At 48.5% G+C, this 13,785-nt stretch carries 16 protein-coding genes; 7 read left to right on the top strand and 9 right to left on the bottom strand.

The genetic code is table 11. From position 1 onward, the window contains the following. Positions 1–27: 27 nt before the first annotated feature. A complete protein-coding gene (gene smrA, locus EOE65_RS02020; protein ID WP_127692616.1) occupies positions 28–603 on the bottom strand; it encodes a DNA endonuclease SmrA in 576 nt (191 codons plus the stop codon). Positions 604–709: 106 nt separating this feature from the next. Between smrA and EOE65_RS02015 the strand changes: the two genes are divergently transcribed. The 3 genes from EOE65_RS02015 to EOE65_RS02005 are packed head-to-tail and all read left to right on the top strand — an operon-like array spanning position 710 to position 2,673. After that, positions 710–1,591: a hypothetical protein gene (locus EOE65_RS02015; protein ID WP_127692615.1), complete on the top strand. Its 882-nt coding sequence runs from the start codon at positions 710–712 to the stop codon at positions 1,589–1,591. 1 nt (position 1,592) lies between these two features. Continuing rightward, entirely contained in the window at positions 1,593–2,213 is a 621-nt protein-coding gene (locus EOE65_RS02010; RefSeq protein WP_127692614.1) for a glutathione S-transferase N-terminal domain-containing protein, read from the top strand. Positions 2,214–2,223: 10 nt separating this feature from the next. After that, positions 2,224–2,673, top strand: coding sequence for a YaiI/YqxD family protein (locus EOE65_RS02005; RefSeq protein ID WP_127692613.1), 450 nt, complete (start codon positions 2,224–2,226; stop codon positions 2,671–2,673). On the opposite strand, the gene EOE65_RS02000 is transcribed toward EOE65_RS02005, so the two are convergent. Continuing rightward, a complete protein-coding gene (locus tag EOE65_RS02000; protein ID WP_127692612.1) occupies positions 2,663–3,238 on the bottom strand; it encodes a DUF1285 domain-containing protein in 576 nt (191 codons plus the stop codon). The two genes, EOE65_RS02005 and EOE65_RS02000, sit on opposite strands and share 11 nt — an antisense overlap. Positions 3,239–3,390: 152 nt before the next feature. Here EOE65_RS02000 and EOE65_RS01995 point away from each other — a divergent pair, with 152 nt between their 5' ends. Continuing rightward, positions 3,391–4,353 carry a methylenetetrahydrofolate reductase gene (locus tag EOE65_RS01995; protein WP_127692611.1) on the top strand — a complete coding sequence of 321 codons (963 nt, stop codon included), beginning with the start codon at positions 3,391–3,393 and terminating at the stop codon, positions 4,351–4,353. 67 nt (positions 4,354–4,420) lie between these two features. On the opposite strand, the gene EOE65_RS01990 is transcribed toward EOE65_RS01995, so the two are convergent. The 6 genes from EOE65_RS01990 to EOE65_RS01965 form a co-directional block, all read right to left on the bottom strand. Continuing rightward, the gene (locus EOE65_RS01990) at positions 4,421–5,200 is read right to left on the bottom strand and encodes a retropepsin-like aspartic protease family protein (protein WP_127692610.1); all 780 of its coding nucleotides are present in this window, start codon (positions 5,198–5,200) and stop codon (positions 4,421–4,423) included. Positions 5,201–5,208: 8 nt separating this feature from the next. Then, complete coding sequence (locus EOE65_RS01985) at positions 5,209–5,583, bottom strand: translation initiation factor Sui1 (protein ID WP_127692609.1); 375 nt, start codon at positions 5,581–5,583, stop codon at positions 5,209–5,211. Further along, complete coding sequence (locus EOE65_RS01980) at positions 5,584–6,924, bottom strand: deoxyguanosinetriphosphate triphosphohydrolase (protein WP_206052586.1); 1,341 nt, start codon at positions 6,922–6,924, stop codon at positions 5,584–5,586. It abuts the gene before it with no gap. Positions 6,925–7,018: 94 nt separating this feature from the next. Beyond that, positions 7,019–8,707 (bottom strand): methyl-accepting chemotaxis protein, encoded by a 1,689-nt coding sequence (locus EOE65_RS01975; RefSeq protein ID WP_127692607.1) that lies wholly within the window; start codon positions 8,705–8,707, stop codon positions 7,019–7,021. A gap of 408 nt (positions 8,708–9,115) precedes the next feature. Further along, positions 9,116–9,520 carry a phnA protein gene (locus EOE65_RS01970; protein WP_127692606.1) on the bottom strand — a complete coding sequence of 135 codons (405 nt, stop codon included), beginning with the start codon at positions 9,518–9,520 and terminating at the stop codon, positions 9,116–9,118. 311 nt (positions 9,521–9,831) lie between these two features. After that, positions 9,832–10,035, bottom strand: coding sequence for a bacterioferritin-associated ferredoxin (locus EOE65_RS01965; protein WP_127692605.1), 204 nt, complete (start codon positions 10,033–10,035; stop codon positions 9,832–9,834). 170 nt (positions 10,036–10,205) lie between these two features. On the opposite strand from EOE65_RS01965, the gene bfr (EOE65_RS01960) reads away from it, so the two are divergent. Together bfr (EOE65_RS01960) and bfr (EOE65_RS01955) are read left to right on the top strand one after the other, a co-directional pair. Beyond that, positions 10,206–10,670 carry a bacterioferritin gene (bfr, locus tag EOE65_RS01960; RefSeq protein WP_127692604.1) on the top strand — a complete coding sequence of 155 codons (465 nt, stop codon included), beginning with the start codon at positions 10,206–10,208 and terminating at the stop codon, positions 10,668–10,670. Positions 10,671–10,684: 14 nt separating this feature from the next. Further along, positions 10,685–11,152, top strand: coding sequence for a bacterioferritin (gene bfr / locus EOE65_RS01955; protein WP_127692603.1), 468 nt, complete (start codon positions 10,685–10,687; stop codon positions 11,150–11,152). A gap of 47 nt (positions 11,153–11,199) precedes the next feature. On the opposite strand, the gene pyrC is transcribed toward bfr (EOE65_RS01955), so the two are convergent. Continuing rightward, positions 11,200–12,234: a dihydroorotase gene (gene pyrC, locus EOE65_RS01950; protein WP_127692602.1), complete on the bottom strand. Its 1,035-nt coding sequence runs from the start codon at positions 12,232–12,234 to the stop codon at positions 11,200–11,202. Positions 12,235–12,457: 223 nt separating this feature from the next. Between pyrC and EOE65_RS01945 the strand changes: the two genes are divergently transcribed. Further along, the gene (locus tag EOE65_RS01945) at positions 12,458–13,558 is read left to right on the top strand and encodes an HD-GYP domain-containing protein (protein ID WP_127692601.1); all 1,101 of its coding nucleotides are present in this window, start codon (positions 12,458–12,460) and stop codon (positions 13,556–13,558) included. Positions 13,559–13,785: the final 227 nt, after the last annotated feature.

Here is a 13,785-nt window from a genome sequence, read left to right as displayed (position 1 = left end):
TACTTACTCAGACCAATGCCATCGCGACTAACGCCTTTTTTGGTGGCGTTCTAGATTATCACGTCGCGCTTCGTCGCTTTTACGTAGCAACACATACACGCCCGCCCTTCCACCGTGCTGCGGTTTAGCCGTGTGAAACGCCATAACTTCGGGCAACTGGGGTAACCAAAGATTAAGATAACTTTTCAATTGGTTCCCTTTAGAGCGCACGGTATCGCCTTTACCTATATTGATCATGATAGTTCGGATACCGTAATTCATACACTCTTTCACAAAACTAAGCAGCTCAGACAGCGCCGCCGGGGCACTACTGCCCCGCAGATCAAGGCGTGCATCAACGTTGTACTTACCGAGACGAAGGTTACGATAAACACCAGCTTGAACACCATCATGGCACCACTCGATTGGGTCTAGAGGGTTTAGCCAGTTAAGAGGCCCCGTTGTGAGGCCCTCATCTTGTCCGGCCACAGCAGCCATTCGTCTGGCTTCTAGTGCTTGTTCATCTGCAGTACCGGAGCTCTTCACAGGTTTCTTCTCTTGGCTAAGCGGTACAACACCCTCCGCTGACATCAGTTGTGAAAAGTCTGCATCATGGTTATCCATCGGAACGGCTCCTTACTTATAATTCGTTGGTGCGCAGTGCTTTATTCGCAGAAGAAACTCCTTTAGAGTCAAGAGGTATTGGATAGGCAGACAAGGAGCTCTACTGATGTTAAGAACACTCGTACTCGTCGCAATTTTGATCGCGATTGGTGTGCTCTATTTTGCTATTCCTGACCCTTCAGATAGCGAAACACCGCCTACGTCCTCTGCTCTACCCTCTAACCCTGAGACACAACCGCCTGTCGAAAGTGCCCCGCAGTTAAAAACTGAGCTCACTCAACAGGCCGAAGCGCACATTGCCAAACTGACCGAAACACCTTCCACGGCAATTGATGCCAGAAAAGCGCGCCACTTCGTTACCGAATCGCAGCTTATTAACTTGCCCGAGCTGAAGGCTCAGCAGCACTCGGCAGTGCTTGAGCAAGTATCTGCTGATGGCTCAAGCAACGTGGCAGTGGATGACAGTAGCGCTCAATCATTTGGGGTGGCTGTCTCCACTTTCAACCCCTCATCCGCTAATGGGGCACAGCCATCTGTACAAACCACACTCTCCGCAGAGAACGTGCGCGCTCTTAGCCTCGCTAATCAAGTGCAATTAAAAGAGCTGATCGACCAGTCTGACAGCGCCGAAAAGCGGATCTTCTATATTCACGCAGTGAACCCTGATGATGAACAAGGGCTATGGGGTATTCTGCAATCGGGGCTCACCGAAACATTTGCAGCCGGTATCAAAGTTTCAAGCAACGCCGAGACACTAAAAGCCTATATCCCAGACGAAGCCGACGAAGTCCTCAACAACAGAAGCAGCTCATATCTGGGTAAGTTACTTCATGATAAGGCACAAACAACCTATATCTACAACTACGAGCAAGGCTTAATAGGGCAGAACCCCAATCTCATTAAACCTGGCCAGCAGCTCATTATCGTTACCTTTACGGAGCAAGAGCTGATGCAGATTTACGAGCACTTCCAAACCCAACGAGACTAACATGATTGACCTCTACACCTGGGCAACACCAAATGGCTGGAAAGTCTCTATCATGCTGGAAGCTGTTGGTGCTGAATATCGCGTGATTCCCGTTGATATCACTCAACAGGCCCAGTTCCAAAGCCACTTTTTAGCCATCAGCCCAAACAACAAAATTCCTGCCATCGTCGACCATGATTACGCAGATGGCACGCCGATATCACTGTTTGAAACTGGTGCGATTCTGATCTATCTCGCTGAGAAATACGGTAAATTTATGCCATCTTCTCCGCGTAAACGTTATGAAGTGCATGAATGGTTGATGTGGCAGATGGGTGGTTTCGGCCCGTTTTTAGGCCAAGCGCACCATTTCAACCGCTTTGCTCCTGAGGTCGTACCCTATGCCGTATCGCGATACAATAAAGAGGCACAGCGCCTCTGGGGAGTGCTGGATACACGTTTATCTGAACGCAGCTTTGTTGTAGATGAACTATCGATTGCCGATTTTGCCATCTACCCATGGGCCAAGCGCCACGCGTATCAAAAGATCGAGCCTGAGGACTTTGCCAACGTCTGGCGCTGGATGCAGCAAATGGAGACACTACCGGCGGTTCAGTCAGGTATGCTCGTACCATCAATTTAGGACACACTTCATGCAAATTTGGGTTGATGCAGATGCTTGCCCTCGCGTCATAAAAGAGATTATTTTTAAAGCCGCAACGCGTACCAAAACGCAGGTAACGCTAGTCGCTAACCAACTGATTAGTACGCCACCGTCGCCTTTTATCAAAAGTATTAGAGTTCCAGCAGGCTTCGATGTCGCTGACAACTATATCGTGCAACACTTGTGTGCGAACGATTTAGTTATTACAGCTGATATCCCTTTAGCAGCGGAGACGATCGATAACCATGCGTTAGCGCTGAACCCTCGCGGCGAACTCTATACAAAAGAGAATATCAGGCAGCGCTTATCAATGCGGGACTTTATGGAGACACTACGTAGCAGCGGCGTCGCCACCGATGGACCTAAACCGCTCTCCCAGCAAGACCGCCAGAGTTTTGCGAACCAATTAGACCGCCTATTAGCTCAAGTTAAGCGCTAGTACCCAATGAAAAAGTAGCGTCGCCACTATGCACTACAAAAGCAGGCTGGCCTTCAAATAGCATTTCACTCGCCTGCTCCACCAGCTGATAAAACACGTTACGGCTGATCAGAGCCTCCATACCAAAACGAATCATGATGTACGGGGACGGCTCACCGGTTTCTGGATCAGACACCACTCTGATGGGGTGCTTATCACCTGCGATAACCACATCTTCCGTTGTCGTGACGAACTGCAAGTAGGGCTTTCCATCTCTCGTGATCACATCTAAATGGTTAACGTGAAACGGGGCATCTTCCACTTGGATACCAATCTTCTCAACCGGCGTTTTCAGAAAGTAGTGCTCGCCCTCGCGCCAGAGCACACTCGAGAAAAGCTTAACCATCGCATGGCGACCAATCGGCGTGCCACAGTAAAACCAGCGCCCATCGCGTTTAATTTGCATATCAATATCGCCACAAAAATTAGGATTCCATCGATCAACCGGCGGTGTACCCGTCTCTGTGGCATCGCCAATCTGGCGGCTAATCTCTGCAAAATCAAACGTGACTTGAGGTGATGGCATAGGGTTTCTCCTTATCGCTAGTTAACGTTGTATCGCCTTCATTAAATAAACTCAACTTAAGTTCGAAAACTTTCATTTTTATAACTAATTACTTGAAAATATTTCACTGTTAGAATTATTCCATCTTAAACAACTAGACGCAGACCCTAATCATGAGCACGTTATTAAAAGACCGTTTCGCAGACCCATCACGTGGTGTCTACTTTGTTGGTACGACTCCACCAAAGGACAGCACGGATATGGAGCAGGTTAGCGAGATCGCCAATAAACTGCTCGAACGCTTAAGCGCCATCGACTACGACGGTCTGATCGTCTATGACATCCAAGACGAGAGCAGCCGTATCTCGGCTCCGCGCCCTTTCCCATTCATGCAGACGCACGACCCGAGAGCGTATTCGAAATTACTCTCTGAGAAGTCAAAACACCCAGTGATCACTTACAAAAGCGTTTCACAACGAGGCAAAGCAGAGTTTGACGAGTGGCTCACACAAGCACAGGACGTATATGGCGTGAAGGATATCGTGCTTGTCGGTAGCCCCTCTTCAGCAAAAGATGTGGCGTTACCCTTAGCTAAAGCTTACGACGCGTTGGCAGAACATCCGCGGGATTTTCACCTTGGCGGCGTCACGATTGCTGAGCGTCATGCTAAAAAAGCAGATGAGCACCAGCGGCTCATGCAGAAAACAGCGCAAGGCTGCTCTTACTTTATTTCGCAAGCGGTTTATAACCCCCAAGCGACCATCGACCTTATCAGCCGATACGCACGGGAGTGCCGCACTCAAGGCATCAAGCCAAAACGTATTATTCTCACCTTTGCTCCATGCGGTAGCGCGAAAACACTTGAGTTTATGGAGTGGTTGGGGATTTCTGTTCCAGAAGCTACCCGCTATCGCATTCTGGACGCAAGCAGCCCACTAGGTGAATCGATTCGAGTTTGCCGCAACAGCTTAGAGCAAATTCTCGATGCATGTATTCATCTTGGTGTGCCTCTTGGCCTTAATATCGAAAGCCTGACCAACCGGAAAGAGGAGATTGACGCCGCAGTACGTTTGTTCAAACTGCTCAAAGCAACAATGGATCTGCGACTTGCCGAAGAAGCGGTTGAGGCCATCTAAGGTAAACCAGATTGGCGCAGGCAATAAAAAAGTGAGCTAAAGCTCACTTTTTTATGTCTGAATTTTGCTACTCGTCTGACTGTCCCGCTGCAGCCTGCGGAGCCTCATCCGGTTCAGTTTTCTTTTTCAACTGCTCTTTCAAAGACTTGTGCTCTTTAGGATTCCAGATTAGTAAGCTGCGCTCTTTATCAATTTCGTAGGTTACGCGCTGCAAAAAATCCATCCCGAGCAAGCCATCATAGGAGACGTAGTTCTTATCCTCCATGATAACGGCATCAGCGCCTTTGATGGTATAAGGGCCAACTTTAACCGTATCCAGTGATGCGATTTGTGTTTTTACCACACCGCCGCCGGCGACTTGAGAAGCCCCCGAAGCTTTGGGCTGATAAGCAAGACCAGCGAGAGCCGATGTGTAGTAAACCGAGCGCGACGCCCCTGTATCTAGAATCATGCGCAGCGTTTTGCGGCCGCCGTTGTGCATCACCTCAACGGGTACAACGATCTGATTGTTCGCCAACTCGACACGCGTTTCTAGCTTACTAATCTGCGAACGCAAACGCGTGAGACCGTACTCCTCTCGGATACGGTTCGCGGCTTTCTCGTTAGACGATGAAAACGACGAGACATTACTCACCTCACCCGATGGCGTTCTCGCCACTGCACGATCACGGTACTTCTGTGGTACTTGACCTAAGTTACCCACAAAGACTTTCTTGCCACGATCATCAATATAGGTATAAACCTCCGCCCGCGACTGCCCCATCATGGTGAGAAGCAACACTGCCACCATCGTCACAAAAATAGCAACAACACGAATGCGCTGACACATCGCACATTTCTTAGCCATAAGGTTGTCTAGCCTCCTGCTAACTTGACTTGAAACCCTTTTGCTTCAAGTACATCTTTGATTTTAGCACGGTGATCTCCCTGTATTTCAATCACCCCATCCTTTAGTGCTCCGCCAGTGCCACACTGCTGTTTGAGCTGCTTGGCCAGTGTTTTTAGCTCCGCCGCTGTAACAGGGACACCACTGACCGTTGTGACGCCTTTGCCCTTGCGGCCAGAGACCTCGCGACGAATTCTCACGACACCATCTAATGCGCTTAAACGAGCTTGATCTTCAAGTTCTGCGCACTCACATGCATCCTTTGCTCGGCGACAACCTGGGCATTGGTCACCCGACTCCGTTGAATAAACAAGTTTGCTAAGTTGGTCTTGTAGTGATGCCATTTAATGTGTCCGATACTCAAATGAGAGTCCACTGATCTGTCTTGCAAGATAAGTGGCGTAGTTATCTGTCATTCCGCTAATGAAGTCTAATGCCCTCATATAGGCTTGGTAAAGCGGCCAGCTAGCATCTGGGGCATGAATTCCCATTAAACTGATGATTTTCTCACTGCGATAGCTCATTTCTCGGCACGCTGTCGCGCTTTGGTGCTCATAAACCGCTTGGCAAAACGCTTCCAGCAAAGTACCCAAACAACTATAAGCCCCCACTTCTAGCTCTGTTTTGCGAGTATCAGGGAAGACTTGATCCTTAGCCAGCTGTTTTGCTGCACAAATCCCGCGTGCGACATCGCTATCGCCATCTTGTAGCAGCTCCCCTTGATACTGACCTGCCATGATCGATGCATAGTGCTGCTTGAACGTATCGAATGCAGCACTCACCATGCTCTCAATCGCACGTCCTCTAAGTGCCGATATCTTGCGTCGCGCAGATGCAGCCGAATTCAATATCTGTTCCTCGTCCTGAGTATCGCCACCAATGCGCAACAAAATGGGTTTGATATCATCGAAGGTCAAAATATTTAGCTCAATCGCATCCTCAAGATCTAAGATCGCATAGCAAATGTCATCTGCAGCTTCTACAAGGTAAGCCAAAGGATGTCGGCACCAGCGGCCATCACTCTGCTTTATCAAACCGAGCTCCCCCCCCAAACGATCTAACATATCGCGCTCGGTTTGATAGCAACTAAACTTACCCTTTGCGGTTGCATGTTCAGCTGTCCATGGGTATTTCAGCAAGCTACCCAGCGTTGGATAGGTCAATCTAAGTCCACCGTCATAAAGATTATTCTCGATGCAGGTAACCACCCGAAAGCCTTGAGCATTACCCTCAAAGGTCTCTAAATCTAGCCGCTCTTGTGCTGTCAGCGGCTCCAAGAAATACCTATTAGCCGGTTGCTTAAACCAATCTCGAATTGCATATTCACCTGCGTGCCCAAACGGTGGGTTCCCAATATCATGAGCGAGACAGGCCGCTTGCACGATCATGCCGATGTCTCCGGGTGTAACCCACTGCGGCAATTCATCTTGCAGCCACTCTCCCACGCGGATACCCAAGCTCCTCCCCACGGAGCCCACTTCGATGGAGTGAGTTAAGCGTGTGTGGATATGGTCATTCAGCGCAAGCGGGTGCACTTGCGTTTTGCGCCCAAGTCGTCGAAACGCGCTAGAGAAAACAATACGATCATGATCCTTGTGAAAGTGGCTACGGCCAGATGTGCGCGTTTGCATCTCATCGTGACCATGTCGTTTGGGGGATAACAAAGTGTCCCACTGCATATCCATCAAAGCACTACCTTGTGAGTTTGGAGGTCTCTACAGACTGGCAAAAAAAAGCCGGTACTGTAAAGAGCACCGGCTAGGTTTGTTTTGAGCAAACTTATACTCTGAACTGCTTAACTAACGCCATCAAACGAGATTCAAGCGACGACATACCCTCAGTCGTTGCGGATAAGCCATCTGCGTTACGCGATGCACTTTCAGCAATCTCTGCCACTTGGTGCACGCTCTTACTTATCTCTTCAGCAACAAAGGTCTGCTCTTCTGCTGCACTTGCAATTGAGGTATTCATCTCGGAAATCGTGCCCACCGCTTGCGTGATTCGGCTTAACGATTCGCTCGCTTGTCCGGTTCTAGCAACCGCTTCCGAGCCTTGCACTCGGCTGGCTTCCATAACACCTACCGCTTCGCGTGCTCCGTTTTGTAGACGCAGAATCATATTCTGAATCTCTTCCGTGCTATGTTGCGTACGATTCGCCAACGTGCGCACCTCATCAGCAACAACCGCAAACCCCCGGCCATACTCACCGGCACGCGCAGCCTCAATCGCGGCGTTTAACGCAAGGAGGTTTGTCTGCTCCGCAATGTCTTTGATGACATTGATAACAGAGCCTATCTTATCTGCGTCACTATCAAGCGCTGCGATCACATCAGATGCTCGATTGACCTCATTTGATAAACCTTCAATTGCGACGATTGTCTCTTCAACAACCTTCTGCCCAGACTTAGACTCAACGTCCGCTTCACGCGCCGCGCTCGCAGCGCCTGCAGCGCTTCTTGATACCTCTTGGGCAGCTGCGGCCATCTGCTGAATCGCAGCAGCCGCCTGCTCCGTTTCTTGGCGCTGTTGCTGCACGTCGCTGTGTGTTTCAGATACAACACGGGTCATTTGACCGGTTGATGTCGACAAATCTTCGACACCGGTCTTAAGCTCCATAACAAGGCGCTGGATCTTGTCGGCAAAGTCATTAAAACCACGCGATACTTGGCCCACTTCATCGCTCGACTCAACACTCAAACGGCGGGTTAAATCACCATCACCTTGGCTGATATCAGTCAGCGCAACGGCTGTGTTGGCCAATGGACGCGTCACACGGGAAGTCACCAACGATGCGATGGTGGCACAGATAGCGATTAAAATCAGACCTGCGCCAGCAATCGATAGCTGCGTTTCCGTCAGTTGCTCGGCTACTCGCTGTTCAGCAGCTGCCACAGCATCATCAATATCGTCGATGTAAAAACCGGTACCAATCATCCAGCCATATTTAGGAATGGCGAGCGCGTAGCTGAGCTTATCCACTTCAGCATCTTTTGACGGCTTATTCCAACGATACTGAACATAACCACCACCACGCTTAGCCTCCGCAATCAGGTCGGCGATGATACGAACACCATTGGAGTCTTGCAGGCCAGCCATATTTTTGCCCTCAAGGCTAGGCTTCGGGCGCATGGCAACCGCAGTGCCGCTGTAGTCATACACGAACACATAGCCATCGCCTTTTTCGCCATATTTGACGGAGCGCAGTAGATCTGCCACGCGCGCCACCCCTGCAGCATCGTCAGCCGCGGTTTGTTCTACAACCGGCTGTACCGTTGTGAGTACCATCTGCATGTAGTTTTTTAATGTTTCCTGCTTAGCACGAAACATCTGATCTCGTGTGTTATCGAGCTCCGCTTGCCCCAATGCTTCTAGGCGGCTGTTCACAATAAGCATGATAATGGCCGTTGCCACCAGCAACGGGGTGATTGTTAGCAGAAGAATCTTATTCTTCAGAGATAGCTTAGACATAGTTATTGCACCGCCTCCACGGTCTACAGGCTTACAAAAGTTCGCGGATAAATGTCTTCAATGAGCCTTGTATGCGCTTTCCAAGGCATATAAAAGCGTCTGCTCTCAATGTGCCGCCGCCAGTGTCATTGCTTTGATTTGCAAAGGTTTCCAACGCCGAACATTTGATAGAGAAACACCTAGGTCTCGTCCCAAAGTCTAGTCTAGGTTTTTATAAACGCACGGAGGGTAACTAAAATTAGTGACAATTTTCGCCTAAAGGCTAATCAAGGAAGGTGTAGTTAATTAAACACAGTATTTAATGCGTCTTAAATTCAGTATTTAAGGCGTATGCGTTGAAAAGAGATAAACAATCAATTATTCGAAGACCAAAGAAGAAGCCCATAAAGCGACTAACAAAAACCATCACTAAATAAGCTTCCACGCATCTACCCACTCCTCTTCACTCGGGGAAAGGTATGCTATTTCTAGGAGTTCCTGCGCCCAGCTCTCCGTCTGCTCCAATTGCTTTAGTAGCACAATGGCGGTCACTTTCGCAGCCTCCACTTCACTCCACATGGTTTGATTTAAGCAGCGCCAATGGTCAGCATTTAGGCGTTTTGGTTTCTCGATTTGCCCCTTACATTCAGCGCAAATCATAAGACAATGTGAAAAATCAGGATCTGCAGGAACCGGCGGCACTTCAAAGATCTCGAGCGGCCTACCACTGCTATTGCAAAGCTCACAATGTGCAGCACAACGGCGTACTAAATCCTTCCCATAAAGCGATAGCCCGTGATGCCTCTCTTGATGCTTATCTCTACCTTTTGCCATATCTCTCACCCGGTAAGCTGAGCGCGCGCGGATAGTTTCGACACGCCTTATGCTTAATTGTAGCCTGTAATGGATCAAAAGGGAGACTTATCAAAGTTGAACCGGAGAGGCCCTAGGGCCTCTCCGAGAGGGCCGAAATGATTTCGGCTAAGATCCCATGATGGGAAACGGAGATACTCTAACCGTGATAACACTGCGGTGACATCAACCAGTAATTTGTGCGCTCTTGTCTGAGTATAGATCAAAAAAAACACAGCGGGTGCTGCGTTTTTTATGGGAACACGATATATGCGTGAATTATTTTAATAGCGTTAACAGGCTTCGTACGCGAGTTGATAGGCACTCTCTGACAAACTCTGATGCTCTCGCAAAACATCACGAGCCGTTCTTGTGCACTTACCACAACAGTTACCAACACCTAACTCGCGGTGTAGATCTCGTACACTTGTAGCACCCTCCGATAGCGCTTGACGAATATCACCATCAGTAATGCCATTACAGATACATACAAACATATTAAAAGACCTAGTTAAGATATTTGATGCTAATGATAACAGTTATCATAAAGATTATCTACAATTGCTATATCCTTGTTTCAAATGCCTTTTTTTCAACTCGATAAAACTATGCTTAAATACAGCATCTCAAGTATCGCTATGAACTCGTTAACTAAGGGGACCTTCACATGCAAGGGGAAAAGCAAGTTATAGTTGCGCTGAATAAAGTGCTAACAGCTGAGTTAACATCGATTAACCAGTTCTTTTTGCACGCGCGAATGTATAAAAACTGGGGCCTCAACAAGCTCAATGAAAAAGCCTATAAAAAGTCGATCAAAGACATGAAGCAGGCGGATGCACTTATCGAGCGTGTGCTTTTCCTAGAAGGGCTACCTAACCTCCAACACCTAGACCGCCTGCGTATCGGTGAGCACACTGAAGAGATGCTGCAAAGCGATCTAGATTTCGAACTTGCTGAACTACCTGTGTTGCGTGATGCTATCGCCACCTGCGAAAACGTAGGTGACTACGTCAGCCGCGATATTCTTGTCGATATTCTTGAGTATGAAGAAGAGTATGTGGACTGGATTGAAGCACAGCAGTACTTGATTGAGCAGACCAGCATCGAAAATTACCTACAGTCACAAATGTAAAAGGGAGATTGAACATGAAAGGCAATCAACGCGTTATCGAAGGTCTAAACTCCCTTCTTGCGCTCGAGCTCACAGCAATGGACCAGTACTTTATCCACTCTCGCATGTATGACGATTGGGGCTTCAGCAAGCTGTTTGAACGCATCGATCATGAATTTGACGATGAAAAAGGTCATGCAGCCGCCCTAATCGAGCGCATTCTGTTCTTGGAAGGCACTCCAGATATGGTCACACGAGAAGGGCTTAATATCGGTAAAGATGTGCCAGAGATGCTACAAAGCGACCTAGATATCGAGTACACCGTAGGCAAGCGTTTGAAAGAAGTCATTGCCATCTGCGAAGAGGAGCAGGATTACCAATCACGCGCTATCTTGCAGCAGCTTCTAGAAGACACAGAAGTCGATCATGCTCACTGGTTGGAGCAACAACTGGGGCTAATCAAAAAGATTGGCTTGCAGAACTACCAGCAATCGCAAATGTAATTCGATCGCTAGAAAAAAGGCTCTGTTTTCACAGAGCCTTTTTTGTTTTAGCTAGCTAGTTTCCAGTGCACGACATGCCCAGCATGGAATGGCACAATTGGGCGGCCATCTGGCAAGATAATCTCATCCGGAATCGTCCACTCTTCACGCACTAACGTAATCGTATCTTTATTACGCGCAAGCCCATAGAAGTCAGGTCCGTGAGTACTCGCAAAACCCTCTAATTTGTCCAGTGCATCGAGTTCTTCAAACACCTGTGCATACAACTCAATCGCTCCCCACGCGCTGTAACATCCAGCACAGCCGCAGGCATTCTCTTTTGCTTCTTTTGCATGAGGTGCAGAATCAGTACCTAAGAAAAACTTGGGCGAGCCACTTTTAACGGCTTGGCGCAGTGCCTCTTGGTGGGTGTTACGCTTCAGCACCGGCAAGCAGAAGTTATGTGGCCGCACGCCCCCAACTAGCAGATCATTTCGGTTAAGCATGAGGTGCTGCGGCGTGATCGTAGCAGCAACATTGTCCGATGCTTCAGCCACAAACGCGGCAGCATCGCCGGTAGTGATATGTTCAAACACGACTTTCAGTTCCGGGAAGCGGGACACAATAGCCGTAAGTTTTTGATCAATGAAAACTTTTTCGCGATCAAAAATATCGACATGGTGGTCGGTGACTTCACCATGTACCAATAACAGCATCCCCTCCTGAGCCATCTTTTCAAAGACGGGATACATCGCTTCCAACTCTTTTACCGCAGCAGAGGAGTTTGTAGTCGCACCTGCAGGGTAAAGCTTGGCAGCAGGAATACCCGCAGCTTTGGCGTCCACTATATCCTGCTCTGTTGTGTCGTTAGTAAGGTATAAGGTCATCAGTGGATCAAAAGAGTGCCCAGCAGGTACTGCATCAAGAATACGACCTTTGTACTCCAACGCCATCTTGGCGTTAACGACAGGAGGCACCAAATTTGGCATCACGATAGCGCGTTCAAAACAACGAGCCGTTGCTGGAACTGTCTCCCTCAGCATGTCACCGTCGCGAAAGTGCAGGTGCCAATCATCAGGTTTTATAATCGTGATACTCGTCATAGGTTGCTCCACCGTCCAGCGTTCTTGTCGTGTTTTTTAACGCGGCGATTATAACCCAATCAGGATTTTTTTACGTGCTAGATACTTTAATCTTATGAAAATGGGGATAAGATCAAGGTATTGTTCATCTTGTTTCGCAACAAAAGCGCAGCATGGTCAAAAATGATAGAGTCGCCGCGCCATTTCTAACTGCTGGTTAATGGAACAACACCACTAGGCTATTATGAAATCGATCGCGATCATCAGCTCTGAGTTTCCACAGGTTCAACCACTTACGGATATTCTCAGCCACGACTACTTGATTAAACACAGCCAACTCGAGCGCTTTCATGCCGACTCACACCTGCGCGCAATACTGATTGATGCAGTAATCGCTGCCAATGCTCCAACCCAACTTGCACAGCTTCAACGCACTAACCTGCCGATCATTGTTCTGTGCCAACATGAAGCCCAATACCCAACCGTCGCGGACATTGCCACAGACTACCTAGTTCAGCCTTGGCACACCTCGACTGTCATGGCGAAGATCAATACCCACGTACATATTGCGGAAATTGTTCAAGGCTCTTTCAATAGTGATATTGAAAACACACCCCGGTTATCAGACCGCGAACAACTCAATGCCGCCCAAGAGGCCGCTATTTTATGCCTAGCATCCGTGGCCCGTATTCGTGATCACGCCACCGGTAACCATATTTTGCGTACCCAACATTATGTGAAAGCACTCGCCGAATACCTACGTTACCACCCTGACTACCAAGCAGACCTCGACAACAATGCGACGATCGAACTGTTTTACAAAACAGCGTCTCTTCACGATATCGGCAAAGTCGCGATACCTGATGCCATTCTGCAGAAAGAGGGAGAGCTAACGCCAGATGAATACGAGATTATGAAGAAGCACACCTGCCTCGGCTTCGACGCCATTCATTCGGCCCAGAAATTACTTCCTCATGAGGCACGCAATAGCGCTGGCAGCTTCCTGCGCTATGCACAGCAAGTGACGTTAAGTCATCACGAACGCTGGGATGGCTCCGGCTACCCGCAAGGTATCGCAGGTGATGAGATCCCGGTGGTTGCTAGACTCATGGCGGTTGCCGATGTTTACGATGCCATCATCTCGAGGCGCCCCTATAAACATGCCATGTCACATGAAGCGGCGGCCAACATCATACTGCAAGGAAGCGGTTCGCTATTTGATCCGCGTGTGGTCGCCGCATTCTGCGACCTGCAGGAGACGTTCCGTAAAGTCTCAATCATTTTGGAAGAGTATTTTCCCTCGCTTGCTGACCCCAACGAGAGCTTTTACTGCGAATTACCTTAATTCAACAGAATTCCATCAGCTTTACACCAACCAGCATTGTAGATTTTTTACAAAATGTTGCGCTTATTAGCCATAAGTGGATAGGTCAAACGTATAACCTCAGACACGATTCAGCTATAATCTCGTCCGCATTACATACTGAAAGGGCTTGATATCGTGGAGTTAGGCAGCTAAAAGCCGCTTAAAATCAAGTCTTTGGCGACACAGCTAAAAATTTTCGGGGATGA

The sequence above is a fragment of the Neptunomonas marina genome (assembly GCF_004005935.1).
GTDB lineage: Bacteria > Pseudomonadota > Gammaproteobacteria > Pseudomonadales > Balneatricaceae > Neptunomonas > Neptunomonas marina.
This window is presented reverse-complemented; position numbering and strand designations above follow the sequence as displayed.

Bases quoted from the DNA above. Each gene is read 5' to 3' on its own strand.
- smrA (WP_127692616.1), bottom strand. From the start codon at position 603: ATGGATAACCATGATGCAGACTTTTCACAACTGATGTCAGCGGAGGGT.
- EOE65_RS02015 (WP_127692615.1), top strand. From the start codon at position 710: ATGTTAAGAACACTCGTACTCGTCGCAATTTTGATCGCGATTGGTGTG.
- EOE65_RS02010 (WP_127692614.1), top strand. From the start codon at position 1,593: ATGATTGACCTCTACACCTGGGCAACACCAAATGGCTGGAAAGTCTCT.
- EOE65_RS02005 (WP_127692613.1), top strand. From the start codon at position 2,224: ATGCAAATTTGGGTTGATGCAGATGCTTGCCCTCGCGTCATAAAAGAG.
- EOE65_RS02000 (WP_127692612.1), bottom strand. From the start codon at position 3,238: ATGCCATCACCTCAAGTCACGTTTGATTTTGCAGAGATTAGCCGCCAG.
- EOE65_RS01995 (WP_127692611.1), top strand. From the start codon at position 3,391: ATGAGCACGTTATTAAAAGACCGTTTCGCAGACCCATCACGTGGTGTC.
- EOE65_RS01990 (WP_127692610.1), bottom strand. From the start codon at position 5,200: ATGGCTAAGAAATGTGCGATGTGTCAGCGCATTCGTGTTGTTGCTATT.
- EOE65_RS01985 (WP_127692609.1), bottom strand. From the start codon at position 5,583: ATGGCATCACTACAAGACCAACTTAGCAAACTTGTTTATTCAACGGAG.
- EOE65_RS01980 (WP_206052586.1), bottom strand. From the start codon at position 6,924: ATGGATATGCAGTGGGACACTTTGTTATCCCCCAAACGACATGGTCAC.
- EOE65_RS01975 (WP_127692607.1), bottom strand. From the start codon at position 8,707: ATGTCTAAGCTATCTCTGAAGAATAAGATTCTTCTGCTAACAATCACC.
- EOE65_RS01970 (WP_127692606.1), bottom strand. From the start codon at position 9,520: ATGGCAAAAGGTAGAGATAAGCATCAAGAGAGGCATCACGGGCTATCG.
- EOE65_RS01965 (WP_127692605.1), bottom strand. From the start codon at position 10,035: ATGTTTGTATGTATCTGTAATGGCATTACTGATGGTGATATTCGTCAA.
- bfr (WP_127692604.1), top strand. From the start codon at position 10,206: ATGCAAGGGGAAAAGCAAGTTATAGTTGCGCTGAATAAAGTGCTAACA.
- bfr (WP_127692603.1), top strand. From the start codon at position 10,685: ATGAAAGGCAATCAACGCGTTATCGAAGGTCTAAACTCCCTTCTTGCG.
- pyrC (WP_127692602.1), bottom strand. From the start codon at position 12,234: ATGACGAGTATCACGATTATAAAACCTGATGATTGGCACCTGCACTTT.
- EOE65_RS01945 (WP_127692601.1), top strand. From the start codon at position 12,458: ATGAAATCGATCGCGATCATCAGCTCTGAGTTTCCACAGGTTCAACCA.